The sequence below is a fragment of the Kitasatospora purpeofusca genome (assembly GCF_000718025.1).
Lineage (GTDB): Bacteria > Actinomycetota > Actinomycetes > Streptomycetales > Streptomycetaceae > Kitasatospora > Kitasatospora purpeofusca.
Window position 1 is genome coordinate 39,878 of record NZ_JODS01000040.1, and the last position, 25,630, is coordinate 65,507.

Annotated in this window: 22 protein-coding genes and 1 CRISPR repeat array; of the genes, 14 read left to right on the top strand and 8 right to left on the bottom strand. The window is 73.0% G+C overall.

Features of this window, described 5'->3' with window-relative positions; all coding sequences use genetic code 11:
• Window positions 1–69 precede the first annotated feature (69 nt).
• Window positions 70–3,288, bottom strand: coding sequence for an AfsR/SARP family transcriptional regulator (locus tag IF01_RS0136420; protein ID WP_244215736.1), 3,219 nt, complete (start codon window positions 3,286–3,288; stop codon window positions 70–72).
• A gap of 314 nt (window positions 3,289–3,602) precedes the next feature.
• Between IF01_RS0136420 and IF01_RS0136425 the strand changes: the two genes are divergently transcribed.
• The 8 genes from IF01_RS0136425 (at window position 3,603) to IF01_RS0136460 (ending at window position 11,276) form a co-directional block, all read left to right on the top strand.
• Window positions 3,603–4,682 carry a hypothetical protein gene (locus tag IF01_RS0136425; protein WP_030397922.1) on the top strand — a complete coding sequence of 360 codons (1,080 nt, stop codon included), beginning with the start codon at window positions 3,603–3,605 and terminating at the stop codon, window positions 4,680–4,682.
• Between the two features lie 142 nt (window positions 4,683–4,824).
• On the top strand, window positions 4,825–6,336 hold the full coding sequence (locus tag IF01_RS42850; protein ID WP_037782539.1) for a hypothetical protein: 1,512 nt from the start codon (window positions 4,825–4,827) through the stop codon (window positions 6,334–6,336).
• A gap of 107 nt (window positions 6,337–6,443) precedes the next feature.
• The gene (locus IF01_RS0136435) at window positions 6,444–6,812 is read left to right on the top strand and encodes a DUF1304 domain-containing protein (protein ID WP_030397923.1); all 369 of its coding nucleotides are present in this window, start codon (window positions 6,444–6,446) and stop codon (window positions 6,810–6,812) included.
• Window positions 6,809–7,393: a TetR/AcrR family transcriptional regulator gene (locus IF01_RS0136440; RefSeq protein ID WP_030397924.1), complete on the top strand. Its 585-nt coding sequence runs from the start codon at window positions 6,809–6,811 to the stop codon at window positions 7,391–7,393. Before IF01_RS0136435 ends, IF01_RS0136440 begins: the two co-directional genes overlap by 4 nt.
• 110 nt (window positions 7,394–7,503) lie before the next feature.
• Entirely contained in the window at window positions 7,504–7,941 is a 438-nt protein-coding gene (locus IF01_RS0136445; RefSeq protein WP_030397925.1) for a hypothetical protein, read from the top strand.
• Between the two features lie 75 nt (window positions 7,942–8,016).
• Window positions 8,017–8,316: a hypothetical protein gene (locus IF01_RS0136450; protein ID WP_030397926.1), complete on the top strand. Its 300-nt coding sequence runs from the start codon at window positions 8,017–8,019 to the stop codon at window positions 8,314–8,316.
• A 257-nt stretch (window positions 8,317–8,573) separates the two neighbouring features.
• Window positions 8,574–10,061, top strand: a complete 1,488-nt coding sequence (locus tag IF01_RS0136455) for a hypothetical protein (RefSeq protein WP_030397927.1) — start codon at window positions 8,574–8,576, stop codon at window positions 10,059–10,061.
• A gap of 360 nt (window positions 10,062–10,421) precedes the next feature.
• Entirely contained in the window at window positions 10,422–11,276 is an 855-nt protein-coding gene (locus IF01_RS0136460) for an S-methyl-5'-thioadenosine phosphorylase (RefSeq protein WP_030397928.1), read from the top strand.
• 684 nt (window positions 11,277–11,960) lie between these two features.
• On the opposite strand, the gene IF01_RS0136465 is transcribed toward IF01_RS0136460, so the two are convergent.
• Both IF01_RS0136465 and IF01_RS0136470 read right to left on the bottom strand, forming a co-directional pair.
• Entirely contained in the window at window positions 11,961–12,383 is a 423-nt protein-coding gene (locus IF01_RS0136465; protein WP_030397929.1) for a hypothetical protein, read from the bottom strand.
• Complete coding sequence (locus IF01_RS0136470) at window positions 12,380–12,874, bottom strand: MerR family transcriptional regulator (protein WP_051756903.1); 495 nt, start codon at window positions 12,872–12,874, stop codon at window positions 12,380–12,382. The genes IF01_RS0136465 and IF01_RS0136470 overlap by 4 nt, the downstream gene beginning before the upstream one ends.
• Window positions 12,875–13,023: 149 nt before the next feature.
• Between IF01_RS0136470 and IF01_RS0136475 the strand changes: the two genes are divergently transcribed.
• Window positions 13,024–13,851 (top strand): oxidoreductase, encoded by an 828-nt coding sequence (locus IF01_RS0136475; protein WP_030397931.1) that lies wholly within the window; start codon window positions 13,024–13,026, stop codon window positions 13,849–13,851.
• Window positions 13,852–14,000: 149 nt separating this feature from the next.
• Here IF01_RS0136475 and IF01_RS0136480 read toward each other — a convergent pair whose 3' ends face one another.
• Window positions 14,001–15,185, bottom strand: a complete 1,185-nt coding sequence (locus IF01_RS0136480; protein WP_030397932.1) for a serine hydrolase domain-containing protein — start codon at window positions 15,183–15,185, stop codon at window positions 14,001–14,003.
• Window positions 15,186–15,370: 185 nt separating this feature from the next.
• Here IF01_RS0136480 and IF01_RS0136485 point away from each other — a divergent pair, with 185 nt between their 5' ends.
• A complete protein-coding gene (locus IF01_RS0136485; RefSeq protein WP_030397933.1) occupies window positions 15,371–16,588 on the top strand; it encodes an RNA-guided endonuclease InsQ/TnpB family protein in 1,218 nt (405 codons plus the stop codon).
• A gap of 103 nt (window positions 16,589–16,691) precedes the next feature.
• On the opposite strand, the gene IF01_RS0136490 is transcribed toward IF01_RS0136485, so the two are convergent.
• Window positions 16,692–17,777 carry a serine hydrolase domain-containing protein gene (locus IF01_RS0136490; protein ID WP_030397934.1) on the bottom strand — a complete coding sequence of 362 codons (1,086 nt, stop codon included), beginning with the start codon at window positions 17,775–17,777 and terminating at the stop codon, window positions 16,692–16,694.
• A 272-nt stretch (window positions 17,778–18,049) separates the two neighbouring features.
• Window positions 18,050–18,571, bottom strand: coding sequence for a MarR family winged helix-turn-helix transcriptional regulator (locus IF01_RS0136500; RefSeq protein WP_078880628.1), 522 nt, complete (start codon window positions 18,569–18,571; stop codon window positions 18,050–18,052).
• A 91-nt stretch (window positions 18,572–18,662) separates the two neighbouring features.
• On the opposite strand from IF01_RS0136500, the gene IF01_RS0136505 reads away from it, so the two are divergent.
• The gene (locus IF01_RS0136505) at window positions 18,663–19,583 is read left to right on the top strand and encodes a quinone oxidoreductase family protein (RefSeq protein ID WP_030397941.1); all 921 of its coding nucleotides are present in this window, start codon (window positions 18,663–18,665) and stop codon (window positions 19,581–19,583) included.
• 59 nt (window positions 19,584–19,642) lie between these two features.
• On the top strand, window positions 19,643–20,215 hold the full coding sequence (locus tag IF01_RS0136510) for a DinB family protein (protein WP_030397936.1): 573 nt from the start codon (window positions 19,643–19,645) through the stop codon (window positions 20,213–20,215).
• A gap of 245 nt (window positions 20,216–20,460) precedes the next feature.
• On the opposite strand, the gene IF01_RS48715 is transcribed toward IF01_RS0136510, so the two are convergent.
• Together IF01_RS48715 and IF01_RS0136520 are read right to left on the bottom strand one after the other, a co-directional pair.
• On the bottom strand, window positions 20,461–20,613 hold the full coding sequence (locus tag IF01_RS48715; RefSeq protein ID WP_157855454.1) for a hypothetical protein: 153 nt from the start codon (window positions 20,611–20,613) through the stop codon (window positions 20,461–20,463).
• 270 nt (window positions 20,614–20,883) lie between these two features.
• Window positions 20,884–21,210 carry a rhodanese-like domain-containing protein gene (locus tag IF01_RS0136520; RefSeq protein ID WP_030397937.1) on the bottom strand — a complete coding sequence of 109 codons (327 nt, stop codon included), beginning with the start codon at window positions 21,208–21,210 and terminating at the stop codon, window positions 20,884–20,886.
• 37 nt (window positions 21,211–21,247) lie between these two features.
• On the opposite strand from IF01_RS0136520, the gene IF01_RS0136525 reads away from it, so the two are divergent.
• Window positions 21,248–21,862 (top strand): TetR/AcrR family transcriptional regulator, encoded by a 615-nt coding sequence (locus IF01_RS0136525; protein WP_030397938.1) that lies wholly within the window; start codon window positions 21,248–21,250, stop codon window positions 21,860–21,862.
• Between the two features lie 590 nt (window positions 21,863–22,452).
• On the top strand, window positions 22,453–23,784 hold the full coding sequence (locus tag IF01_RS0136535) for a hypothetical protein (protein ID WP_030397940.1): 1,332 nt from the start codon (window positions 22,453–22,455) through the stop codon (window positions 23,782–23,784).
• A gap of 85 nt (window positions 23,785–23,869) precedes the next feature.
• A CRISPR array of direct repeats spans window positions 23,870–25,547; the repeat unit is 29 nt; unit sequence GGGACCAACCCCGCATGCGCGGGGAGCAG.
• Window positions 25,548–25,630 lie beyond the last annotated feature (83 nt).

Genomic DNA, 25,630 nt, shown 5'->3' on the forward strand with positions numbered 1-25,630 from the left:
TCCGACCCTCAGGATCCACCGAACAACGGTGAGCAGAACCGTTTCTGCCGCCCCGTCACACCGTCCCGATCAGGGATCCACCAGCGCGAACGCCGGCTCCGCGAGCAGCCCCGCCACCTCGGCGGCCTCCGGCAGCCCCAGCCGCCGGAAGATCGCGTGGGCCTCCCGCAGCCGCGCCCCCGCCTCGGACCCGCGCCCGAGGTCCGCCAGCGCGCAGCCGAGCACCACCAGCGCCTGCGCCTGGTCCCGCTCCGCCCCCAGCTCCTCGCAGAGCCGCAGCGCCTGCTCCGCGTGGTCGAGCGCCTCGTCCGCCCGGCCCAGCTCGCGCAGACTGTCCGCCAGCCGGTAGCGCGCGTGCGCGGCCCGGTCCCGCAGACCGGCCGCCACCGAGACCGCCAGGCACTCGCCGAACCAGGTCACCGCCTCCTCGTGGCGCCCCAGCGCGTGGTGTGCCAACCCCAGCACGTACAGCGTGTACGCCCGGCCAGGGTCGTCCTGCCGGGTCCGCAGCTCGGCCAGCGCCTCGTGGCAGATCGTCACCGCCTCGTCGGCCCGGCCGCTGCGCACCCGCGCGAGCGCCGCGTTGACCGTCGTCACCAGCGCGCCGGAGCGGTGCCCGAGCCGGTTGGCCAGCAGCAGCGCCTCGTCGTAGTGGTCCACCGCCTCGTCGTAGCGGCTCAGGAACTGGCAGATCAGCCCGAGGTCGTTCAGCGCCTGCCGCAGGATCACCGAGTCCCCGGCCGCCCGCGCGGCCTCCACCGCCCGCCGGGACGCCGCCTCGGCCGCGTCCAGCCGGGTGGCGGCCAGCGCGACGTTGCCGCGCAGGAAGTGCGCCCGCCCCTCCGCCCGGACGTCGCCGTGCCGGGCGGCGGCCTCGGCCAGCGCGTCGGCGGTCGCGGCGAGCTGACGGCTCGGCGGGGTGAGCACGAACGGGGTGAGCGCGATCAGCAGATCGGTCGCCGCGCGCAGCGCCGCGCCGAGCCCGGCCGCCGGGTCGGCGGCGACCTGGGCCGCCAGCGCGACCGCGCCCGCCCGCTCGGCCGTCGCCCACTCGCGGGCCGCGTCCCGGCCGGACAGCGGGACGCCGGGGGAGTGGGCCGGGCCGAGCGCGCCCGCGGCCGGATCGCCCGGCACGGCGTGCTGGAACGCGCTGCACGCGGTGGCCAGCAGGTGGTCCAGCAGCCGGTCCCGGGCGGCGACGGCCTCGCCGCCGTCCTGGTCGGCCCCGTCGCCCCCGCCACTCGCGCCGTCCCCGCCACCGGTGCCGCTCCCGCCGCCCGGTCGTCGCCGGGCGAACGCGCGCAGCAGGTCGTGGTACCGGTACCGGCCGGGGAACGGCGATTCCACCATCGCCACGTCCACCAGCGCCTCCAGCAGGTCCTCGGCGTCGTACGCGTCGAGGTCCAGCAGCGCGGCCGCGGCCGACAGGCCGATGTCGGGCCCGTCCACCGAGGCGACCAGCCGGAACGCCCGGGCCTGGTCGGCGGTCAGCTGGCGGTAGCTCAGTTCGAAGGCCGCCGCGACCGCGAGGTCCCCGATCCGCAGTTCGTCGATCCGCCGCCGCTCCACCTGGAGGCGGCGGCTGAGGGTCTCCACCGTCCAGCCCGGCCGGGCGGCCAGCCGGGCGGCCACGATCCGCACCGCCAGCGGCAGGTGCCCGCAGGCCACCACCAGCTCGCGGGCGGCCTCCGGTTCGGCCGCCAGCCGCTCCGCGCCGATGGTGCGGCCGAGCAGGTCCAGCGCCTCCTCAGGCTGGAACACGTCCAGGTCCACCTGCACCGTCGCCGGCAGCCCGGCCGGGCGGGTGCGGCCGGTGGTCAGCACCGCGCAGCCCTCCGCCCCGGGCAGCAGCGGCCGGATCTGCGCCGCGTCCTTGGCGTTGTCCAGGACGAGCAGCAGCCGCCGGCCGTCCACCACCGAGCGGAACAGCGCCGAGCGCGCGTCCAGCCCGTCCGGCACCGCGTCCGCAGGGACCCCGAGCGCCACCAGGAAGCCGCTCAGCACCGCCTCCGGATCGGCCGGGACCGGGTCCGAGCCGCGCAGGTCCACGTACAGCTGGCCGTCCGGGTAGCCGTCCCTGACCCGGTGCGCCACGTGCAGCGCCAGCGCGGTCTTGCCGACCCCGCCCATGCCGACCACGGTCGCGACCACCAGCGCGTGCGGCTGCCCGGGGGCGCCGCCCTCCGCCTCCGGCGCGGCGGCGGCCAGGGCCGCGTGCAGCACCCGGACCGGCGCCGTCCGCCCGGTGAAGTCGGCGGCGTCCGGCGGCAGCTGCGCGGGCCGCGGCGGGGCGCCCGCCGGACGGGTCCCGCGCCCGGCCGGCTCCGCGCCGTCGCCGGGCTCCTCGGCCGCCCCGGTCCGGTCCGCCGCCTCGGTGTCGGCGGCCGCCCGTCCGGCGCGGGGGCTGCCCGGCCCGGCGCCGGACGCCCCGTCCGGGGCGGGAGGCGGCCCGCCTGCGGGAGCACCGGGCGGCTGCGGCGCGGCCAGCGTCGCGTCGCCCTCCAGGATCCGCCGGTGCAGCTGCTCCAGCTCGGCCCCCGGCCCGACCCCCAGTTCGGTGAGGAACAGCTGCCGGACGCCGCGGAACACCGCCAGCGCGTCCGCCTGCCGCCCGGCCTGGTACAGCGCCCGCATCAGGAGTCCGTAGGCCCGCTCGTGCAGCGGGTGCTCGGTGGTGAGCGCGGTCAGCTCCGGGATGCACCGCGAGTAGCGGCCGAGCGTGAGGTCCAGGCCGATCCGCTCCTCCAGCAGGGTCAGCCGCAGCTCCTCCAGCCGCTGCCGGTGCCGCTCCGCGAACGGCCCGGGGATCCCGGTCAGCGGCTCGCCCTGCCAGAGCTCCAGCGCCTGGTTGAGCAGGTCGCGGGCGCGCAGGGGATCGGCCCGGGCGGTCCGCTCCGCCTCGGCGGCCAGTGCCTCGGCCTGCTCCGCGTCCACCGCGAGTTTGGGCAGGACGAGCCGGTAGCCGTCCCCCATCGACATCAGGACGCTGCCCGCGCCCTTCTCACCGGTCTTCCCGCCGGTCTTCCCGCCGGGGTTCTCCTCCCCGGCCGCCACGGCGTCCAGGACCTTCCGCCACCGCCACGCGTACGTCCGCACGGTGGTCATCGCCGCCCCCGGCGGCTCCTCGCCCCACAGCGCCGCGATCAGATCCGTGGCGCTGGCCGAGTGGCCGGGCCTCAGTAGCAGTACGGCCAGCATGGCCTGCTGCTGTGGGCTGCCCACCTTGAGCGCCGTCGCGCCGCGGTGAGCCCGCATCAGACCCAGTACGGAAAAACGGAGATCGCTCATACTGCCCCCTGCTGCCCCAAGGACAGTGCCCGCCCCGTTCGTGCACATGTCAGATGATATGTGAGTTGTAGACCTCTGATGTTCTTGGCCACAAGGTCGAGCCCGGTGTCGAGACTCCGTTGAGCCTGTGGTGACCGGGCGTTGACCCCCACCGGCAAGAATCACCCTGCCGGGGCCCTCCGGAGACGGTCCGGTCCGCGCCCCTCCTTCACCTCCCGCGACCGGGTACCCCCTGTGCCCGGTCGTGATCCGCCCCCGCCCTCGGCCGTCGGCGGCGTGGGGCGCCATGACCATACCTTCGGAGGCGGACGTCCGTGAACACCGCTCTGCTGTACCACCTGCTCGACGTCGACCCGGCCGACGGGCCGGCCGAACTGCTCCACCGCGCCCGCGGCAGCCGTCACCTGCCCCACCTCGTGCTCTCCGCCCTGGCCCGCGAGGACGTCCGGATGGGCGAACCCGCCCGCGCCGAACTGCGCCGCGCCCGCGCCCGCGCCGACCGCTACGCCGGCCTCGCCCTCGACCTGGCCCGCTCCACCGGCGTCCGCGCCATCCACGGCCTCCCGCTGGCCGGCTACTACCCCGCCGACCTGCTCCGGCCCCAGGCCGGGCTCGACCTGGTCGCCCCCGGCGAGGCCGCGCTCTGGCAGGCCGTCGTCCGCCTGGTCACCGACCACCCCGTGGAGACCATCGACGTCACCCTGCTCGGCGACCGCCCCCACCACACCGCCGTCACCGTCCGCTGGCCCGCCGAGGACCCGCTGCTCGACCCCTGGTACCGGGTCCGCCTCGCCACCGCCGCCCTGCCCGGCGACTGCGCCACCGTGCCGGTCCGGCCCTACCTGGTCGCGGACGACCACGTCGAGTGCCTGATCGCGCTGGCCGAGGCCCAGCTCGGCCGGAAGGGCGGCGCCGGTGCCGCCGGTGCCGCCGGTGCCGATTCCGGTCCTCCCGACCCGCTCGCCCTGCTCGACCTCTCCTGTCTCACCGACCAGCCCTTCGAACCCGCCGAGACCGCCGCAGTCCTGGCCGCCTACCGCCTCGCCCCCGAGGCCGCCGCCCTGCTCGACCTCGCCGCCCCGCTGCTGCCACTCGGCACCCTGGCCGCCGTCCGCACCGCCCTCACCCCCGAACTCGCCCCCGAGCGCCGCCGCCGCGCCGAGGCCGCCGCCACCCCCCGGCTGCCCGTCCGGCACGGCACCCTGCTGCGCCGCACCGTCATCCGCCACACCTGGGACGAGGCCCGGCTGCTGGGCGCCGGCGACTCCCGCGAGGGCGCCCTGCTGCTCACCCCCGTCGCCGACTACCTGCTCGGCGCCCCCGACGCGCCCCCCACCCTCGCCGACCGCAGCACCGCGCTGGACGCCCTGCACCACTGGGACACCCACTGCTGACGGAGGCTCATCCCGCCGTATCTGTGGCGCTGTTCGTCCCCGACCTGCGAGAACGGTTCCGCCGTTCCACCCGCGCGGCCGCGTCGAGCCCCCTACTGTCGTCCCACTGGCACGCGGGGGACGACTTCCGAGGGGGCACACCGTGCACATCTACTGCGACCGCTGCGGGTTCGAGCGGGACTACTCCGGGGCGCAGAACCAGGACGGCATGCCCTGCGCCGTCTGCGGCCTCGGCCGCATGCGCAACGGGCGGCCGGCCCGGGGCTTCACGATCGGGGCCGACTTCCGGCCCGTCCCGCGCAACATGCTGGTGCCGAACTACCACGCGGTCCGGACCGGCACCCGCTCCACCCCGAGCGACTTCAACTACTTCGCGAGCATCCGCGGCACTGCCTATCAGGAGTTCGTCCAGGAACACACCAGCTACATCGGCGCGTTCACCAACCTGCTGGTGCCGGACTCCGAGCGGTTCGCCTGGCTCACCCCGTACACCGGCAACAAGCACAACCGGACCCACTTCACCCAACTCGCGCTCGCCCGGGTCGCCCAGGCCAAGTTCGTCGACAACAAGGGCCGACTGCCCCGGCTGATCGAGCCGTTCGTCGGCTCCGGGCAGATCTGGCTCAACTCCGCCTGCTGGGGGAAGGCCTTCACCGGCGGCGTCCAGCCGTTCGCCTCGGTCGTCGCCGGGGACCTCAACCACTACGTGATCGGCAGCTACTGGACCATGCGACGGCTCGGTGCCCGCTTCGTCGACGAGTACTTGAAGCTCGCGAAGGCGTGGGACGCCGATCTTCCCTACCGCTTCGCCCAGTTGATCGAGGAGACGAGGACCGGCAAGGCGGAGCTGGCCCGGGCCGGGGACGACCCGGCGACGGCGATGGTGACCTGCTTCAAGTACATCTGGCTGGTCAATCGCTGTGTGCACGGCACCAAGCTGAGCCCCGGCGGCGCCGTCGTCGCCACCTGCAAGGACCGCACCGCCGGCGAGCTGGCCGCGCTGCGCGCCCAGGAGCGGGACCGCCTCGGCGCGGTCCGGGACAAGGTGCTGGGCACCATGTTCGACTTCGAGTGTCGCGACTTCCGGCGTACCTGCGAGCTGGCCGAGCCGGGCGACATCGTCTTCATGGACTGCCCGTTCCCGGTCTTCAGCAACGGCCTGGTGCCCGGCGACGCGGTGTCGCCGGAGACGGCCGGCTCCAGGACCGCGAACACCTACGGCACCGGGGACGACGGGGCGGACTTCCAGAAGGCCATCGTGGACGTCGCCCGGGAGCTGTCCCGGGAGGGCGTCACCGTGCTGCTCTGCAACTTCGCCAACCCCGGCCTGGTGCACGCCTACCAGCGGCTGGTGGCCAACGGGGTGGCGGCCCGGGACCTCAAGTACTACACCTTCACCTACCGCTCGCCCGCGACCACCACCGAGGCGTACCAGCTCACCGTCGTGCCCGGTGTCGGGAACCGGGCCGTGACGGCCAGTCCGCGGCAGATCCTCGCCGACTGGCACCAGCACGGCGGTGACGACGTGCTCGCCGGAGAGTTCTTCGCGCCGCGCCAGGTGCTGAACGAGACCGAGATGGCCTTCCAGCTCCAATACGACGCGCAGCAGGAGCGGCGCGAACAGGACGAGGACAGCGACTACGAGCCCCAGTAGGACCGCCCGGCTCCCCCTCCCCCCGGCCCCCCTCTCCCTCTCTTGCCCTCTCTTGGACAGGTGTCCATGTATGCTGGACACCTGTCCAAGAGAGAAGGGGGTCGACCGTGCGTACGGCCGCGAACGTCCTGGTGGTCCTGGTGGCCGCCCTGCACCTGTACTTCCTGGTCCTGGAGATGTTCCTGTGGCAGCGGCGGCCCGGCCGCGAGCTGTCTGGCTTCGACGCAGACCTCGCCCGGACCACGGCCCCGCTGGCCGCCAACCAGGGCCTCTACAACGGCTTCCTCGCCGCCGGACTCGTCTGGGGCCTGGTCGCCGGCGGCTCGACCGCGACCGGCTTCGGGGCCCAGGTCTTCTTCCTGTCCTGCGTGGTCGTTGCCGGCGTGTTCGGCGCCGCCACCGCCAACCGGCGGATCCTGTTCGCCCAGGCCGTCCCGGGCGCGCTGGCCCTCGGCGCCGTCCTGCTCGCCCGATGAGCCCGGACCGCGCGCCGGCCCGTGACGCCGAGGACCCCCGGGCCGCCCGCACCAGGGCCCGGCTGCGGCAGGCCCTGCTGGAGGAGTGCGCCGAACAGCCGCTGAGCGCGACCGGCGTCGCCGCCGTCGTGCGCCGCGCCGGCGTCGGCCGGGCCACCTTCTACGTGCACTACGCCGACCTGGAGGCCCTCGCCGTCGACGCCTGCGCCGACGTGGTCCGCGAGGCCGTCGACGCCCTGCACGCCTGGCGCGGCATCCCCGACCCGGCCGCCCCGCCCCCCGCCCTGGCCGCCTTCCTCACCACCCTGCTCCCGTACGCCGGCCTCTACCGCTCCCTGCTCACCCCGGGCGGCGGCGGCCCCCTCGGCCAGGTCCTCCACCGCGAACTCCGCGAACGCAGCCGCACCGAACGCACCCTCGCCGGCGCCCCGCAGCCCGAACTGGTCGCCTCCATGGTCGCCGGCGCCTTCACCGCCCTCCTCGCCGACTGGCTCCACGGCTCCATCGACGCCACCCCCACCGACCTCGCCGCCCGCACCTGGCGCCTCCTGATCTCCCTCCACCGCACCCCGGGGCTGTGATCCCGGCGGCGACCGGAACGACAGGGCCGACTACATTCGGGTCCGACCGCAACCGGGCCCCGCGCCGACCGACGGAGCGAGGGCCGCCCCCACCCCTTCCGGGAGATCCGTTGAACCGCGCGACGGCCACGCTCGCCACGGCAACCATCGCCGCCGGCCTGCTTCTCACCTCCTGCGGGCCCACCGACGAGTCGGTGACCACCCGTCAATCCGCCTTCGCCCCGACGGCGATGCCTTCGGCGGGCGGCGCCGAGGCCGCGGCCGCCGACTTCGCCCGGTTCGTCCAGGAGCGCGGCACCTCGGAGCAGCGCACGGCGGTGGTCGGCCACATCACCGCCGTCGCCCGGTCCACGCCCCAGGGGGACCACCGCAACAGCTACATCGCCACCGACTTCCCGCAGTCCGACGACGCGACGACGCGGGCCGTCGTCAACGCCTATCTGCGGTGGGCCGGACCGGCGGACGACGCCGTCATGCTCGTTCTCTACACCGCGGCCGGAACGGTCATGGGCGCCGTGGAACTCGCGTCGTGGCGGAGCCCGTCGTAGGCACCGCCGGGCCTCGCGGGCTCCTGCCCATTTTCCGGGTGCCCCGGGAGGCCGCCCGGGCCTGCCCTGGCCGCCATGACGGGGACCGAATCACCGCGTCGGCTGTTCCACGCCCCGGAGGCGTACGAGGGGCAGGACTCCGAGTTCTCCGGCTCCAACTCGCAGTGGAAGACCGACTTCCGCCACGACTACCGCACCGCGACCGCGTACCACTACAACGTGGACGGAACGGCGGAATCCTCGCGGCCGCCCCACCAGGACCACCACGACCTCCTGCGCCACCGCTACCTCGTCCGCCCACCCGCTGCCGCCACTCCAACCCCGCACCCCACCTCCGCCGACCGGCGCCTGACCGAACCCCGCCCGGCCGCCTGAAGCTTCGTGCAGAAGGTCGGAAGGGCACTTCCCCGGTACGGGCGGGGTGCTTCGGGCTGAGCCGTTCCGGGTGGAGACGTTCTGCGATGTCATTTCAGGCCGACCGCCATGCGGCGGCTCCCCGCCACTCATGACTGACCAACGATCCGATAGCGCTGATAAACTGATCGGTTAGCCCATTGTCGGTATCGCGAGAGTCGGGCTTCGGTCCGAGGGGGCTGCGAGTCGGTGGGGCGAGCCACGTTCAAGGAGGCAAGGTGCGGGACAACTTCGGTCCACTGTCGGACCTTTCCGATGTCGAGGAGGTCGTCGAGGCGATTGTGGGGGTGCTGAGCCAACAGCTCGTCGACTATGAGCCGGAGGGCGAGCAGGATGGCCGCCTCGTCTTCGTACTGGGCGCGACCCTGGAGAGCGGAGGAACCGGTGTAGATGAAATCGATGATGCTCTTCGGAACGTCTATCGGAACGCCCCCGACCGGCCTCGCGCGGCCTGGGAGGCAGAGATCGAATTCGACGCGATCGAGAAGATCGCCCGCCGACTTGTCTCTTCCAAGGGCAGGCCAGACACCCAGATCGAGGGGCCGGCCACCCTGGAGATGCTGGTCCGCGACGAGACGCCCTATCAGAGGCTCAAGAGGCCGCAGGGCGCGAGCGTGACCTACAACGTCAGAACCTCTGCCGGGGAGTGCGCGGTCACGGTGGGGCCGCCGTCGATTGATCTGCTCCTGCGTCTGGCGTTCCGCCCCATGGGCTTCGAGCGAACGGGGTTCCTGGACCGGCAGCGTCTGTTCCAGTTCCTGATCGAACAGGAGGCGAAGAAGCGGCTCGGCGAGGGTGCGCGTACCCGTGTGTCCGCGCTGCGCCTGCTGCGCGTCATGGCCCGTCCGGAGCTCGTCTCCCTGCGTCTTGAAGGTCCTCGCGGAACAGGTATCGATGAGCTTGAGAAGCTGGCGACGAGCTTTCGCACGCGCATCGCCTATGAGAGCGACGTGGTTCTCGCCCCGGTTCTGGACCTTGACCATCTGGAGAGCGCTCCGTCACAACCCCGATTCATCCGCCAACTGCGCCTTAGGACAACGGAGTTCGCCGATGCCATCGGGCAGGGGAGCCCCACCGGCTTCATGGGTGACCGGCTTCTCGGCGCGCTCGCCGGTGCGGATGAGGAGCTGTCCCTGAGGTATTTGCGGGCGATCGCTGCGGACAACCCCTTTGCCGCGTTCATGGGGTACTACCACGTGCTGGAGTACCAGATGGAGGAGGCGTGGTTCGAGAGTCTCAGTCGGAGAGTCGCGGCCGTCGGGGGTGTTCTGCAGCGCCCCGTCGACAGCATTCGCAAGGCCTCGAAACAAGCCCGCGAGCTGCTCGGCGTGAAGGAGGACGAGGTGAGGTTCACCGAACTGAGGGCTGTGCAGAATCTGCTCGAAGCCTCCCTCGACGTGCCCCGACTCGCCGCCGACCTCGGTCGGCTCGATGCGGGCACTGTCAAGTACTTCGCCGCCGGGAACCTTCCGTTCGCCGATGTTCCCCACTTGGAGTTCGCGAGGCCACTCGACGCGGACGGAGAGGCGGAACTGAAGCGCGAGACGGCATCGCGCATATACAACGTCCGCTGCGCGATCACCCATAGCAAGGCATCTGCGCGCCGCTACAGCCCTTACACCGACGACCTCCATCTCGCCCGCGAGGTTCCTCTGGTCCGCGTCGCGGCGGAACAGCTCCTGATCCCGCCGGATCAGCTCCTCTGAGAGTCGCCCTTCTCCCCTCCGGGAACGACTCTGCCGATATGCGCCGGGTCACAGGGTCTTCCTCCTCGGCCCGCATCAGAGGGCTGCCGGCCCAGCGACGACAAGGGACGACCAGGCCACTGTTCGGGTGCGGGCTTGTTACCTCGTACGGGTCGGGTGGCGGCAGGCACCGCGGCCTGCCGCCACCGGGCCCGTTGTCACCCCGCTCGCGCACCAGGCCCTTGAACCGCCGCCGCAGACGCCGTGAACGTCTCCATCCGGACCGGCTCAGCCGGTGCCGGTGAAATGCTCTCCCCGAATTTGCTGCAAGAGAGCTTTAGGCTGGACCCCTTGACGATCTTCTCCGAAGGGGCGGGCGACATGACGGACGATCGGGGCGCGGTGCGGGCCGAGCTCGGCGTGATCGGCGGTTCGGGGTTGTACGCGCTGCTCGACGATGTGGTCGAGGTGGCCGTCGACACGCCGTACGGGGCGCCGAGCGACTCGGTGTTCGTCGGTGCGGTGGGTGGCCGGCGGGTGGCGTTCCTGCCGCGGCACGGGCGGGCGCACGCGATTGCGCCGCACCGGATCAACTACCGGGCCAACCTGTGGGCGCTGCGCTCGCTCGGGGTGCGGCAGGTGCTGGGGCCGTGCGCGGTGGGCGGGTTGCGGCCGGAGTACGGTCCGGGCACGCTCGTCGTCCCGGACCAGTTCGTGGACCGCACCGCCGCCCGGGCGCAGACCTACTACGACGGCGAGCCGCTGCCCGACGGCTCCCTGCCGGGCGTGGTGCACGCGCCGATGGCGGACCCGTACTGCCCGGCCGGGCGCGCCGCCGTGCTGGCTGCGTCCCGTGGGGCCGGCTGGGAGCCGGTCGACGGCGGCACCCTGGTGGTGATCGAGGGCCCGCGGTTCTCCACCCGCGCCGAGTCCCGCTGGTTCACCGCCAACGGCTGGTCCACGGTCGGCATGACCGGCCACCCCGAGGCCGTGCTCGCCCGCGAACTTGCCCTCTGCTACACCTCGTTGAACCTGGTCACCGACCTGGACGCGGGCGTCGAGAGCGGCGAGGGCGTCACCCACGCCGAGGTCCTGGAGGTCTTCGGCCGCAACGTCGACCGCCTCCGCACCGTCCTGTTCGCCGCCCTCGAAGCCCTCCCCGAACACCGCTCCTGCCCCTGCCCCCGTGCGCTCTACGGCTTCAAGCCCAACCTCCCGGTCCTGCTACGAGAATGACTGCACGTCAGTGCCGGCGGGGTGCCCGGCCGGCGAGCGGTGCGGCGCCGGGGTCAGAACCAGCCCTGCTGGGCGGCCTTGAGTCCGGCTTCGAAGCGGCTGGTGAGCGCGCCGACGATACCGGGCTAGGGTCCGTCTTCAAACCCCCGCCGTCCGCCCGGAGGGCGGGCGGGGCGTCGTTGGGGTGCGTGCATCGGCGGTGCCGAGGAGGGAGTCCATGCGGAGCATCGGCGACTGACGAGAAGCCGTCGAGGTGCGTGCCCCGGCGTCGCCCCGCAGGCGCGGGTTTGAAGACGGGCCCTAGGTGACGTGGAGCGCGCCCTGCGGGGTGTCGGCGGGGTCGATCGGGACGAGGGCGTGGGCGCGGTCGACCACGACCAGGCGCTGGGGGAGGGGTCGGCGCGGTGCGCACCTGGAGCGGCTTCGGCCAGGTCGCCAACACCCAGGGCTTCAGCGAGATCACCGCGGCCGCCGGCTCCTGACCCCCGCCGGCTCCTTGCCACCTCCGGCTCCTGGCCACCTCCGGCTCCTGGCCACCTCCGGCTCCTGGCCACCTCCGGCCCGTGACGCCGGCCCCGGTCGGCGTCACGGGCCACACCCCTCGGGGCCGCGAAGGCCGCCACCGCCCAGGTGGCGGCCTTCCGCCGTTCACCGACCGGCCGGCCCTCGACGCTCGCGAGGAGGTCAGTATCCGTGCGAGTCCCGGCCCGGGGAGAGAGGCCGGCCGGTGACGGCGTCGACCAGCGCACGCGAGGCGAGCGGCGCGCTCAGGCGACCGCTGAGCCGTGCGGAGCCGACGGCATCCTCCGGGCACTGGTAGGTCGGCCCCCTGAATGCCCTGCGATGCAGCACCACCGTGACGCGATCGGCGCTTTCCCGCACCTCCAGGTCCGGGCGCTGCTCGCACCGCCAGTCGACGGCGAGGCTGATGGTCCGTCCGTCCTCGCTGAGCGCGACCTGCCCGGTCGCGCTCGCGTCGTAACCGCGCCACTTCGAGGGCAGCCACCACGTCTGCAGCGCGACCTCGGTGACCACGGCGACCAGCACCGCGGCGAGGACGAGGCTCGCCCGCCTCGACAGGCGCAGCCGACGGCGGGTCCGGATCACGACGCCTCCTCGGCGTCCGGGGCCAGGGTCGAGGTCGGGGTCGGGGTCGGGGTCGGGGGCGAGGGCGTGCAGGGCTGGGGGTCGGACTGGGCCCGGTGGGACGGGTTCCAGAGGCTGTCGGCCTCGCCGCGGGCGAGGTGGGCCTCGTAGATCCGCACCTTGGCCCGCATCACGTCCAGCGTGTCCTGGAGTTCGCGGACCTGTGCCTCCACGTGGTCCTGGTGGCGGCGCAGCAGGTCGAGCCGTTCGTGTTCATTGCCCGGGCCCTGGCGGGCGAGCTGGATGTACTGGCGGATGTCCGCCAGGGACATGCCGGAGGAGCGCAGCCTGGTGCAGATCGCCAGCCACTCCAGGTCCTCCTCGTGGTAGATCCTGCGGCCGTTGGACAGGCGGCGCACCGGGTTGGCGAACAGGCCCTCCCGCTCGTAGAAGCGCAGCGCGTGCACGCTGAGCCCGCTGCGCTGCGCCACCTCGCCAATGCTCAGGTCCATGGATCCCCCTCGTACTGCTGTTGATCTAGACCCGACTCTAGGACCTAGCGTCGGGTCGTCGGCCCATCGGCCGTTGGTCATCGGTCCAACAGCCATTGGTCATCGACCCAACAGCAGTTGGTTATCGGCCCAACAGAACGGGGAGAAGAATGAGTATCTGGTTCGTCACCGGCGCATCGCGCGGGCTCGGCGCGGCGATCGTCCGCGAGGCGCTGGACCGGGGGCACGGCGTGATCGCCACCGCGAGGAACGCGTCGGCGGTGCTCAAGGCCTACCCGGACATGCCGGACGGCCTGCTGGCGGTCGACGCGGACGTGACCGACCCGGGGCAGCTGGCGATCGCGGTGGAGGCGGGCCTGGCCCGGTTCGGCCGGATCGACGTCGTCGTCAACAACGCCGGTTACGGCCTCGTCGGCGCGATCGAGGAGACCTCGGACCGGGCCGCCCGGGACCTGTTCGACGTCAATGTGTTCGGCGTGCTCAACACCCTGCGGGCGACGCTGCCGACCCTGCGCGGCCAGCGGTCCGGGCACGTCCTGAACATCGGTTCCGTCGGCGGCTTCGCCACCGCCCCGGCGGCGGGCCTGTACGGCGCGTCGAAGTTCGCCCTCGAAGGCATCTCCGAGGCACTGCACGGCGAGCTGGCCCCGCTCGGAATCCGGGTGACGATCGTCGAACCGGGCGGCTTCCGCACCGATTTCCTGGGCGGCTCCAGCCTGCGGACCGAGCCGGCCTCGATCGCCGACTACGCCGAGGGCGCGGGGCCGGTGCGCGAGGCGCTGGCCCGCTACGACGGCCACCAGCCGGGCGACCCGGCGAAGGCCGCCCGGGCCGTGGTCGACGTCGCCGAGGTCGCCGAGCCGCCGCTGCGCCTCCAGTTGGGCGCGGACGCGGTCGAGCGCGTCGAGGCGAAGCTGGACCTGGTGCGGCGCGAACTCGACCGGTGGCGGGACGTGGCGCTCTCCACCTCCGTCTGACGGCCGCCGTCCGAGTGCCGTGCCGCCGCCCCCGGACACCATCGCACCGGACCCGACACGGCGGGAGCGGACCGCGCGTACTGCTCCCGCGCGATCCGCTCCCAACCACCTTGCACCTCACCGGTGTTCGACCCCGGAACCCACCGGCGTCAGCGGCAGAGGGCCGCGTCGACCGCGTCGGTCAGCCGCTTGCCGACGACCGCGTCCGGGACCTCGGTCAGCGTGATGTTCGCGGCCCGGCCGTCCTCCGTGACGCCGCCCCGGGTCCGGAAGCCGGGGGAGGTGCCGCCGTGGCCCCAGACGAGGCCGCCGCAGGTCAGCGGCCTGCTCTGGATCCCCAGGCCGTACCGGACCCCCTCGCCCAGGAGCTCGGCCGGGACGGTGGTGCGCATCTGGGCGAGCTGGGCGGCGGGCAGCAGCCGGCCGCCCAGCAGCGCGCCGTAGAAGGCGTTGAGGTCGGTGTTGGTGGACACCACCGCCCCCGCCGCCCAGGCCATCGAGGAGTCCATCTCGGTGTAGTCGACCAGCGGCGCGTCCGGCGCGGTGCGCAGGTAGCCGTGCGGGTGGGGTTCGCGGAGGGCGGTCTCCCCGGCGGCCGGGACGTAGGTGTGGCGCAGGCCGATCCGGTCGATGACGCGCTTGGTGACCTCCTCGCCGTACGGGCGCCCGGTGACCTTCTGGACCAGCAGGCCGGCCACCAGGTAGTTGGTGTTGCTGTACGCCCAGCCGGTTCCGGCGGAGAACTGCGCCTTCTGCGCCAGGGCCCCGTCGAGGAGTTCGCGCGGTTCGAACCAGCGGTACTGGATGGTGGTGAAGTCGGCCAGCGCGGGGGCGGCCATGTAGTCGGGCAGGCCGCTGGTGTGCTGGAGCAGCTGGCGGACGGTGATGTTGCGGCCGTCGATGCCCTCGCCGCGCAGCAGGCCGGGCAGGTAGGTGTCGACGGCCGTGTCCAGGCCGATCTTGCCCTCGGCGATCAGTTGCAGGACGACGACGGCGACGAAGGCCTTGGTGTTGCTGCCGGCCCGGATCTGCCCGTCGACCGGGACCCCGGCCCCGGTGGCCAGGTTGCCGACGCCGGCGGTGTAGGTGCGGTTGCGGCCGTCGCGGCCCTTGACGGTGGCGAGGGCGGCGGGAATCCCGTCCTCCTTCACCAGCGCGTCGAGGCGCTGCTGCACGACGTCGGGGCGCTGCCGCGCGGCGTCCGGCTGCGGTGCGGCGGCGGCCGGGGCCGGGGCGAACGCGGTGAGGGCGAGCCCGGCGGCGGCCGTGGCCGTCATGGCGTACCGCACCAGGCGGATGCTGTGTGCCCTGCGCTGCGGGGCGTGTTCGTTCATCGGATGCCTCCAAGGAAACCCCGGTCTTGAGGCCGGGGAGGAATTGGGGTGCCCGCGTTGGGCGCACCACCGGGCGAAGGCCGGGGGAGGGTCAGGGGAAGCCGAATTGCCGTCAAGGCTGTTCTGCTTTGCGGCAAATGATTGACAGCCAGGTGGTCACGGGCAGTGGTGTTAGTGTGTGATCCGTGGCGACCACTCGCGTGAAGCGGGCGTTCAAGTACCGCTTCTATCCGACCGATGCGCAGGCGGCCGAGCTGTTGCGCACGTTCGGGTGTGTTCGCAAGGTCTACAACATGGCGCTTGCGGCCCGTTCCGAGGCGTGGACGCTGCGTCGGGAGCGGGTCGACTACAACGCGACCAGCGCGATGCTGACCGGGTGGAAGAAGACCGAGGAGCTGGCCTACCTCTCCAAGGTGTCGTCGGTGCCGTTGCAGCAGACGCTCCGGCACCTGCAGGGGGCGTTCAGCAACTTCTGGCAGAAGCGGGCGAAGTACCCGACGTTCAAGTCCCGGAAGAAGTCCCGCCGTTCCGCCGAGTACACCACCAGCGGCTTCCGGTTCCGGGACGGCCGGCTGACCTTGGCGAAGATGACCGATCCGCTGGACATCGTGTGGTCCCGTCCTCTGCCGGCGGGCGCTTCCCCGTCGACGGTGACGGTGTCGCAGGACGCGGCCGGACGCTGGTTCGTCTCCGTGCTGTGCGACGACCGCCCGGCCATGCCCACACCGGTCAACGATGCCGTGGGTGTCGACGTCGGTGTCGCCAGCCTGGTGACGCTCTCCACCGGGGAGAGGATCACCAACCCGAGGCACGAGCGCAAGGACCGGGAACGCCTCGCCAGGGCCCAGCGGGATCTCTCCCGCAAGGCCGAGGGCGACGGTTCGAATCGGGCGAAGGCCCGACTCAGGGTCGGGCGGGCTTACGCGAGAATTGCCGACCGGCGCAGGGACTTCCTGCACAAGCTCACCACTCGACTCGTTCGTGAGAACCAAACGATCGTGATCGAGGATCTGACCGTCCGGAACATGCTCAGGAACCGGCGGCTGTCGCGTGCCATCAGTGACGCGTCCTGGACCGAGCTGCGGTCCATGCTGGAGTACAAGGCCGACTGGTACGGACGCGAGGTGATCGCCGTGGACCGGTGGTTCCCCTCGTCCAAGCTGTGCTCGGCCTGCGGCACCCTGGAGAGCAGGATGCCGCTCGACGTGCGCGAGTGGACGTGCGCCTGCGGAACGACCCACGACCGGGACGTGAACGCCGCACGCAACATTCTGGCCGCCGGACTGGCGGTTGCAGCCTGTGGAGACGGTGTCAGACCTCAACGGAGCACTCCGGGCGGGCAGTCGTCGGTGAAGCAGGAAGTAGTCCCACCGCCGCGCTCACGCGCAGCGGCTCAGCCGTGAGGCTGAGGGGAATCCCCGTTCTTCAGGGCGGGGAGGATGTCAACGGGACTCCACTGCTGGGAAGCGAAGGGGAAGAAGGGGGAAGGCGGGCAGTGCTCGCGGATCAGCGGCAGAGCGCCGCGTCGACCGCCTTGTCCACGTGCTTCGCGGTGTCGCCGTCCGGGATCGTGGTCACGGTGAAGTTCACGGCGCGGCCGTCCTCGGTGGTGCCGCCGGCGGTCTCGTAGCCCGGGATCGTGCCGCCGTGCCCCCAGGCGACGCCGCCGCAGGAGAGCGGGCGGCTCACCAGGCCGAGTCCGTAGCGGGCCCCGGTGCCGATCGCCTCGGCGGGGACGGTGGCGCGCATCTGGGCGAGCTGGGCGGCGGGCAGCAACCGGCCGCCCAGCAGCGCGCCGTAGAACTTGGTGACGTCGGTGTTGGTCGAGACCGCCGCGCCGGCCGCCCAGCCCCAGGACGGGTCCAGGTCCGTGTAGTCGCGCAGCGACCCGTTCTCGGCGCGCTGGTAGCCCTTGGGGTGGGCCTCGTGGATCGTCATGTCCCCGGGGGCGGGGAAGTAGGTGTGGCGCAGGCCGATCCGGTCGACGACACGCTTGTTGATCTCCTCGCCGAGCGGGCGGCCGGTGACCTTCTGGATGATCATGCCCGCCAGCAGGAAGCCGGTGTTGTTGTACTCCCACTGGGTGCCGGGCGCGAAGTGGGCCTTCTGGGCCAGTGCGGCGTCGAGGAGTTCGCGCGGCTCGTAGTAGCGCTTGGGGGCGTTGAGGACGGCATCGCGGTCCACGTACTCGGGCAGGCCGCTGGTGTGCTGGAGCAGCTGGCGGACGGTGATGTTGCGGCCGTCGATGCCCTCGCCGCGCACCAGTCCGGGCAGGTAGGTGTCCACGTTCGCATCCAGGCCGATCTTGCCCTCGGCGACCAGTTGCAGGACGACGACGGCGGTGAAGGCCTTGGTGTTGCTGCCGATCCGCACCTGTCCGTCCATCGGCACCTTGGCCTTGGTGGCCGCGTTGCCGATACCGGCGGTGTAGGTGCGTACGCGGCCGTCGCGGCCCTTGACGGTGGCGAGGGCCGCGGGCACCTTGTCCTCCTTCACCAGCGCGTCGAGGCTCTGCTGCACCGAGTCCGGGCGCGGGGCGGCCGAGGCCGTGCCGGGTGCCAGGACGCCGGCCACCACGGCGGCGGCGACCATCGTGGTCACGGCCGCCGCCAGCCCTCGCCGGCCGGCGCGGAGGCGGGTCGGAAGGTGGCGCTGCGACGCGTTCTGCGACGCGTTCTGCGGTGCGTGCTCGTTCACGGGAAAGCCCCTCTGATCAGGGCGCCGGAGCTCTTCTCGGCGCCCTCCAAGAGGATCATTCGACGGACCGTCAATCCGTCCGCGCCGGGGACGAAACCGCACCGGGACCGTGCTCCGGGTCGGGGCCGGGCCCGGGACCGTACTCCCCGGGCCCGCGGAGCCGACCTCTACGCCGGCGCCGCCCGGTGGAGCCGGGTCAGCAGGGCCACCAGCTGTTCGCGCTCGTCCGGGGCGAGCGGCGCCAGCAGTTCGGCGTTGGCGGCTTCGGCCAGGGCGCCGCAGCGGGCGAGGACGGCGGTGCCCGCCGCCGTGACGGTGACGGCGTTCTTGCGGCGGTCGGAGGGGTGGGGGCTGCGCAGGACGAGGCCCGCGTGCTGGAGGTGGTTGAGGATGCCGACCATGTCCTTGGGGTCGACGGACAGCCGGCGGCCCAGGTCGGCCTGGGTGACGGGCCCGTACTCGGCGGTCGCGGCCAGGACCGCGTGCTGCATGAGCTTCAGTCCCTCCGCGGCGATCGCGTCGGCGACGAGGCCCCGGCCGCGCGCCGCGACCCGGCCGACGAGCCAGGTCGGCAGGGACTGGATGTGCTGGAGCGCGGAAGTCGGCGCCGCGGCGGGATCCGCGGTCGGGGCCGGGGCCGGGGTCGGGGTCGGTGCCGCGGTCGGGGCCGGGGTCAGGTCCGAGGTCATGGGGTTCAGCCTATCCAGAAAACCATTGGACATCCCAATGACTTCCGCCCTATCGTTGGGACATCCAATGAGTTCCGACGGGGGAGGTCCTGTGCTGCGCATTCGCCATGAGGTCAACGGCGGACCCGAGGTGCTGTTCGCCGAGGAGGTCGACCGGCCCGAGCCGGGGGCCGGGGAGGTCCTGGTCCGGGTCGAGGCGGTCGGGGTGACCCTGCCCACCGTGCGCAAGCTGCGGGGGAGCGGCGAACCGGTCCCGCTCGGCGGTGAGGTCGCCGGGGAGATCGTCGCGCTGGGGGCGGGAGTCACCGGCTTCGGCGTCGGCGACCGCGTCGCCGGGCTGTGCTTCGCCGATGCCTACGCCGAGTTCGCGGTCCTGAACGGCGCCATGGCGTCCCGCATCCCGGACAGCGCGACCGCCGTGGAGGCGGTCGCGCTGGTCCGCAGCGGACTGGTCGCACGCGGTGCCTACGAGGCCGCGCGCCCGGAGCCCGGTGAATCGGTCCTGGTCACGGCGGCGGCCAGCGCCGTGGGCACGCTCGCCCTCCAGTACGCCAAGGCTGGCGGGGCGGCCCGCGTCGTCGCGGCCGTCAGCAGCGCCGACAAGGCCGACTTCGTCCGCGGACTGGGCGCCGACGAGGTCGTGCACTACGGCGACTTGGGCGGCCCGTACGACGTGATCCTCGACGGCGTCGGCGGCGAGCTGCTCGGCCCCGCCGTCCGGGCCCTGGCGACCGGTGGCCGGCTGGTGGCCTTCAGCTCCGGCGGCGGCACGGTGGAGACGTACGAACTCCTCCTCCGCGGTGCCTCGTTGATCGGCTTCCAGATGCGGGCAGTCGCCACCGGCAGGCCCGAGCTCTACCAGCGCTGGCAGTGCGAGCTCTGGCAGCTGCGCGACGCGGGGACCCTGCGCCCCGCCGTGCACGGGGAGTTCCCGCTCCGCGACGCCGCCCGGGCGCACACCGTCATCGAGCAGCGCCGCAACCTCGGCAAGGTCGTCCTGGTCCCCCGGTAGCTCCGTCCCGTGGTTCCCCGCGGAAAATGCGGTGGCGACAGGGCCGTTCGCGGACGAGCATGGCCCACATGAACGATCAACCCGAGCGATGGACCCAGGCGACCGTCTACCCCGACATGTGGCTGAACCCCGACGACGACCCCCGTGACAACGAAGGGCCCGCGCCGGACGGGGAGTTGGCGACCCTGCGGGAGGCGATCACCAACTACCGGCTCACCCTGCGCCTCAAGTGCGACGGTCTGGACGCCGAGCAGCTCGCCCGCCGTTCGGTGCCGCCGTCGACGATGTCGCTACTCGGCCTGGTCCGCCACCTCGCCGAGGTGGAGCGGGACTGGCACAACTGGATCACCGACGGCGAGCGGCTGCCCAAGCTCTACGGCGCGCGGGACGCGGACTTCGACGGCGCCGTGGCCGAACAGGCCGTGGTGGACGCCGCGTTCGCCGATCTGGAGCGCGAACAGGCCTCCCTGGACGCGGTGTTGGCCGTCCACCAGGCGGATCTCGGTGCGCGCGTGGGCCGGGAGGGGCTGGCGATCCGCGAGGTCATGCTGCACATGGTGGACGAGTACGCCCGCCACTGCGGCCACGCCGATCTCCTGCGCGAGTGCGTGGACGGCCGGGTCGGGCAGTAGCCGCTCCGGCGCGGGCGCGGGCCGTACGCGGTGGCGGCCGTCGGCCGTTCGACGCCGAGGCGGTGATCCCGCGGCCTCCCTGGCGGACTGGGTCGACGCCCGGAGGTGGGGTGGTGCGGGGTGGGACGGGGACGGTCGGGCGGCGTGGTGTCGCGCTTCCGACGCGGTGTTCCCGGGTCAGCGACCGGCCGGACGATCGACTGTCCGGCCGGTTCGCTGGGTGCGGCGACAGGCCGCGGTGGTGCTCAAGCGCCGAGACGGGATAGGAGCAGGCGCGCCCGCCGGGTCTTGGTCTCGGCGCGGTTCTTCAGGTACAGCGCGTGGGCGAGGCGGTGCTGCTCGGCCTCACGCATCCGCTCGTTGATGATCGCGCGCGCGGTTTCGAGGTGGTAGGTCATGACGGTTGTTCCCCCTGCCGGTGGGTGGCCTGCCGATGGCTTAGGCATCAGCCCCAAGGCCCCCCTTGCACCTATGATTCTACACCAGTTTTCGAGAACTGCTCTCCATTTCGCAGCCGAGTCGAGCTGTTGTCCTGGTGTTTGAAGGTCTGTCGGTTGGTGAGCATTGGGTGTGCCGGGTGTGGCCACTCGCCGTCCAGCGGCGAACGGGCGGGGGTGGGGGATGCGCGCGCATCCCCCACCCCCGCCCGTTCGCCGCTCCGCCCCAGGTCAGGCGGTCTCGGTGGGCAGGCCGGCCTCGACCCAGTCCTGGATGCCCTCGCGGTACTTGCGGACGTCGGTGTAGCCGAGCGCGGTGAGCCGGTCGGCGACCTGGCCGCTGTTCGGGCAGGCCGGGTTGGAGCAGTAGGTGACGATCGCGGCGTCACGGTCGGGGAGCACGGTCGCCGCCCGGGTGTCGAGCTCGGCCGCGACCAGTGCCACGGCGCCGGGAAGGTGCTGCTGGGCGTAGTAGTCGCCGCCGAGCGTGTCGACGACGGTCACGGCACCGGCCTCGATCGCTGCTGCCAGTTCGTCGCGGGTGATGAGAGCGGTCATGCCGCCACCTCCAAGGGAATCGGACTACAGTCCTGTTATGGCTCACGACAGTACCGGACCACAGTCCGCTTATGCAACGCCCCTGGAACTGCTGCGCACGCCGCCGCCCAAGGAACGCGCCGACGCGGCCCGCAACCGGATCGCGGTGCTGGACGCGGCCGCCAGGCTGTTCGCCGAACACGGCGTCGAGGCGGTCTCGATGGACCAGGTCGCCGCCGCCGCGGGCGTCGGCAAGGGCACGCTGTTCCGCCGGTTCGGCGACAAGTCGGGCCTGGCCGCCGCGCTGCTGGACACCCGCGAACGAGTCCTCCAGGAGGCCGTCCTGCACGGCCCGCCCCCACTCGGCCCCGGGGCGCCGGCGGACGAGCGCCTGGCCGCGTTCCTCAACGCCTACTTCGACTACCTGCTGGAACACCTGGCCCTGGTCCGGATGTCGGAGACCGCCACCCCCGGCGCCCGCTACCGCATCGGCGCCTACCGCTTCTGGCACCGCCACGTCGCGATCCTGCTCGCCACCACCCCCGACCCCGACCCCACCGCCCACACCCTGCTGGCCGCCGTGGCCGCCGACCACGTCGCGGCCCTCCTCCCCGAACTCGGCGAACAGCGCATCCGGGCCGGCCTGCTCCGCCTCGCGGAGCGGGCGATGTAGCGGCCCGGCCCGGCAATTCCGCTGCCGGGCCGGCCGGCTCTCCTGGTCGGACCGTCAGCGGGCGGCCCCCACCGTGCGGACAGCGTCTGCCAGCCACTCCCGGTACCAGAGGGCGAAGGTCGTCGGCTCCTGCCCGGCCCCGAGGAGCGGCTCGAGATCACGTTCGTCCGCCCGGTCGTCGGACCAGATGCGGCCGCGCTCGGGCCCGCTGACCACGAGCCACTGGCGATAGGCACAGCCCAAGTGGGACAGGACGATTGCGCCGACCGTCCGCTGGTACTCGTGCGGTCACCCCGGCGCCGACCGTCCGCTGGTACTCGTGCGGTCGCCCCGGCGCCGACCGACCCGCGGTCCGGCGGCACCGTCCCGCACCACCCGCACCGGCGGCACCGGGCGCGCCTTCGGTGCCGCCGCACTGTCACAGGACGGTCCCCGCTCGGTGAACGGAACCCGATCGCCGTTCCCAACTTCCCTTCACGACAGCATTCTTGGGCTGTCGCCCGGATATCACGACCGGTCCGGGCGAAGGCGGAACGCAGCCCGCGCGATGCGTGCGACGGGGGCGTCCAGGGGCGAGCACAGGGGGACAGGTGGGAGCGGTCACGGTCATCGGCGCCGCCGCGGTGCAGAACGAATCCCGACCCGCGTGGATGGGGGCGGTGATCCGCGGCGGGCAGCACGTCGCCGACGCGCTCGGCATCCCCGCCCATCTGACCACCATGGACCCGGACACCGCCTTCGGCGTGATCGCCATGCCGGTCCTGCTGGCACTCGTCATCCTGGGCGTCCAGGCCGGGTCCATCGCGCGCGCCGTCACCTCCCGGGACTTCTGGGACGACACCGGCCGCCTGCTCGGCGTGGCACAACTCCTGCTGCTCGTACTGGCCTACGCGTTCGGGGCGGGAGGACAGTCCCGCTCGTTCGGCGCCGCCGTCGGGGACATCCTCTCCGGACAACTGCCGGACCTGCTGCCGATGGCCGTCGCGACCCAGTGGCTGCTGCTCTCCGTACTCTGGCTGGTGGTCGGCGCATCCGCCGGAGTCCGCCGCTCGGACCTGACCGCCCCGTTCGACGCCGTCCGTGGCATGGCCCTGATCGCGGTCTTCGTGGTGGCGTTCACCGCCGCCTGGATGGCACCGCCCAGCGGCCCGGGACCGGCGGGCCGACTGCCCGCCGTGCTCGCGGTCGGCGCTGTCCTCCTCCTGTTCGGCTACCTCAGCGCCGTCAGCCGCGGCCACGAGCAGCGACCGGACATCGTCCGCCGGCGCCGCGAGATCCTGGAACACAGCTTCCGCAGGCCCGGCGACCCGCCGGGGCGCAGCCCGGAGAGCCGGCCCGAGGAGGCGATCATCGCCGCACTGCTCGCCCGGGGCCAGAACCGGCCCGCGCCGCCGACGGGCAGCATCTGGCTGCCCGCCCCGGCCCAGGTCCTGCGGCTGTGCCTGCTCTGGGCCGCGCTGTTCGGTGTGCCCGCCGCAGCCGTCACCTGGATCTTCAGCACCGGACACTTCCCCCCGCCCGACCTCCCCGGCGTCCTGCGCGTCGAACTGGCCGTCCTGTCCGTGATGGTGCTGATGATGGTCTTCTCGTTCCGCCGCAACCTCGACGGCCGGGTCCGGGTCCCCCCGGCCGTCCCCCGACTGATCGACCTCAGCCTCCTGCTCTCCGTCGGCTGGCTCGGCCTGTCCGGCGCCCTCAACTCCCCGGTCACCCTCGGCCCGCTGCCGGCCTGGGTGGTGGCGCTGGGGCCGCCCCTGGTGATCGCCGCACTGGTCCTCCTCCTCGGCATCCTCCCGCACCGGCGCCAGACCCCGCGCCTGCCCCTCGCCGTGACCGTCGCCGTGGCCGCCGGCCCGTTCGTCCTGCCCCTGCGCGCGGCCCTCGAACACCTGCTGGGCGGCATCGTGCACGCCCTCGGCTAGGCCGGCCCGACGCCGACGGGAAACCTCCGTGGGGGATGCGGGACTTCCGGCTCTACTGGGTGCAGCGGTGGGCGTTCTCGGCGCTGCGACCAACCCCGCGTGCGCGGGGAGCAGTAGTTCGACGTGAACACGGTCGGCTTGCAGGCGGGACCAACCCCGCATGCGCGGGGAGCAGCCCTCGTCGGCGCGGGCGACCAGGGCGCGGCCGGGACCAACCCCGCATGCGCGGGGAGCAGTGGAGGAGTCCACCCCCAAGCGCGTCGGCCAGGGGGAACAACCCCGCATGCGCGGGGAGCAGTCGAACATGTCGCCGATCAGGTACGACGGCACGGGACCAACCCCGCATGCACGGGGAGCAGGGAACGGTCCCCACCGAGACGGTGTTCTGCGTGGGACCAACCCCGCATGCGCGGGGAGCAGAGTCGGCCTCCTGCGCAGGTGCGTAGGACGGGGGGACCAACCCCGCATGCGCGGGGAGCAGACCACCAGCAGCACGGGCAAGCCCGGCAACGCGGGACCAACCCCGCATGCGCGGGGAGCAGGGAAGCCGCGTCGAATCGACGATGTCCCGCTTGGGACCAACCCCGGATGCGCGGGGAGCAGAGGTCACCGGGCACCGCGCCGTCGTCGGCCGGGGGACCAACCCCGCATGCGCGGGGAGCAGCGGACGTGCTCCCGCTGCCTCACGGTGTGGTCGGGACCAACCCCGCATGCGCGGGGAGCAGGCGCTCGCCTCCTACTGCGAGGCCTGGTCGGTGGGACCAACCCCGCATGCGCGGGGAGCAGTGGCCCGGCTCGGGGTCCAGATCTCCTTCGAGGGGACCAACCCCGCATGCGCGGGGAGCAGTCGTCCTCGTCGGGCTGGATGACGACGAACGTGGGACCAACCCCGCATGCGCGGGGAGCAGAAGACCGCCGCGCTGCGGGCACTGGCCCTGTGGGGACCAACCCCGCATGCGCGGGGAGCAGGGACCTGCGCGGGGACGCCGCCGCCCTGTCCCTGGGACCAACCCCGCATGCGCGGGGAGCAGGCCGTGGCGGCTGACGGCCGGCTGGTCGAAGCGGGACCAACCCCGCATGCGCGGGGAGCAGGGGCGGGATCCTTCCGCCCGGGCACCCGTGCGGGGACCAACCCCGCATGCGCGGGGAGCAGTGGGGGGTGGTGCCGGGGGTGCGCACGGAAGGGGGACCAACCCCGCATGCGCGGGGAGCAGGTCCCCGCGGAGGACCTGAAGCTGGTCGGCGTGGGACCAACCCCGCATGCGCGGGGAGCAGCGACTTGATGGCGGCCGCCGTCTCCGTGCCGAGGGACCAACCCCGCATGCGCGGGGAGCAGTCGGCCAGATCCTCGAACGGGTCGTGTGTCCGGGGACCAACCCCGCATGCGCGGGGAGCAGCGGCGCGCAGGCCCGCAGGGCGCGGACGACCAGGGACCAACCCCGCATGCGCGGGGAGCAGTCGTTGGCAGCGGACAGACGGCTCGCACCGTGGGGACCAACCCCGCATGCGCGGGGAGCAGTTCGGGGCCGACGCCTGGTACGGATTCACCGAGGGACCAACCCCGCATGCGCGGGGAGCAGGACGCCCGGGTGAAGCAGTTCCGCGAGGTGGTGGGACCAACCCCGCATGCGCGGGGAGCAGGAGGCTCCGATCGGGGTGGTGGGTGGTTCGTGGGGACCAACCCCGCATGCGCGGGGAGCAGGCCGCCAACGACGGCATCTCGGTCGGCCTGGAGGGACCAACCCCGCATGCGCGGGGAGCAGAGTTGATGACCTGCGGGTCTATCCGACGGTGGGGCGGGATTTTGCGACTTCCAGAGATTCGGGCATTTCGGTCACCTTCGCCG

Coding starts and splice junctions, on each gene's coding strand:
- IF01_RS0136420 (WP_244215736.1), bottom strand. CDS start 3,288: ATGAGCGATCTCCGTTTTTCCGTACTGGGTCTGATGCGGGCTCACCGC.
- IF01_RS0136440 (WP_030397924.1), top strand. CDS start 6,809: ATGAGCCCGGACCGCGCGCCGGCCCGTGACGCCGAGGACCCCCGGGCC.
- IF01_RS0136450 (WP_030397926.1), top strand. CDS start 8,017: ATGACGGGGACCGAATCACCGCGTCGGCTGTTCCACGCCCCGGAGGCG.
- IF01_RS0136460 (WP_030397928.1), top strand. CDS start 10,422: ATGACGGACGATCGGGGCGCGGTGCGGGCCGAGCTCGGCGTGATCGGC.
- IF01_RS0136470 (WP_051756903.1), bottom strand. CDS start 12,874: ATGGACCTGAGCATTGGCGAGGTGGCGCAGCGCAGCGGGCTCAGCGTG.
- IF01_RS0136475 (WP_030397931.1), top strand. CDS start 13,024: ATGAGTATCTGGTTCGTCACCGGCGCATCGCGCGGGCTCGGCGCGGCG.
- IF01_RS0136480 (WP_030397932.1), bottom strand. CDS start 15,185: ATGAACGAACACGCCCCGCAGCGCAGGGCACACAGCATCCGCCTGGTG.
- IF01_RS0136490 (WP_030397934.1), bottom strand. CDS start 17,777: ATGGTCGCCGCCGCCGTGGTGGCCGGCGTCCTGGCACCCGGCACGGCC.
- IF01_RS0136500 (WP_078880628.1), bottom strand. CDS start 18,571: ATGACCTCGGACCTGACCCCGGCCCCGACCGCGGCACCGACCCCGACC.
- IF01_RS0136510 (WP_030397936.1), top strand. CDS start 19,643: ATGGCCCACATGAACGATCAACCCGAGCGATGGACCCAGGCGACCGTC.
- IF01_RS48715 (WP_157855454.1), bottom strand. CDS start 20,613: ATGACCTACCACCTCGAAACCGCGCGCGCGATCATCAACGAGCGGATG.
- IF01_RS0136520 (WP_030397937.1), bottom strand. CDS start 21,210: ATGACCGCTCTCATCACCCGCGACGAACTGGCAGCAGCGATCGAGGCC.
- IF01_RS0136525 (WP_030397938.1), top strand. CDS start 21,248: ATGGCTCACGACAGTACCGGACCACAGTCCGCTTATGCAACGCCCCTG.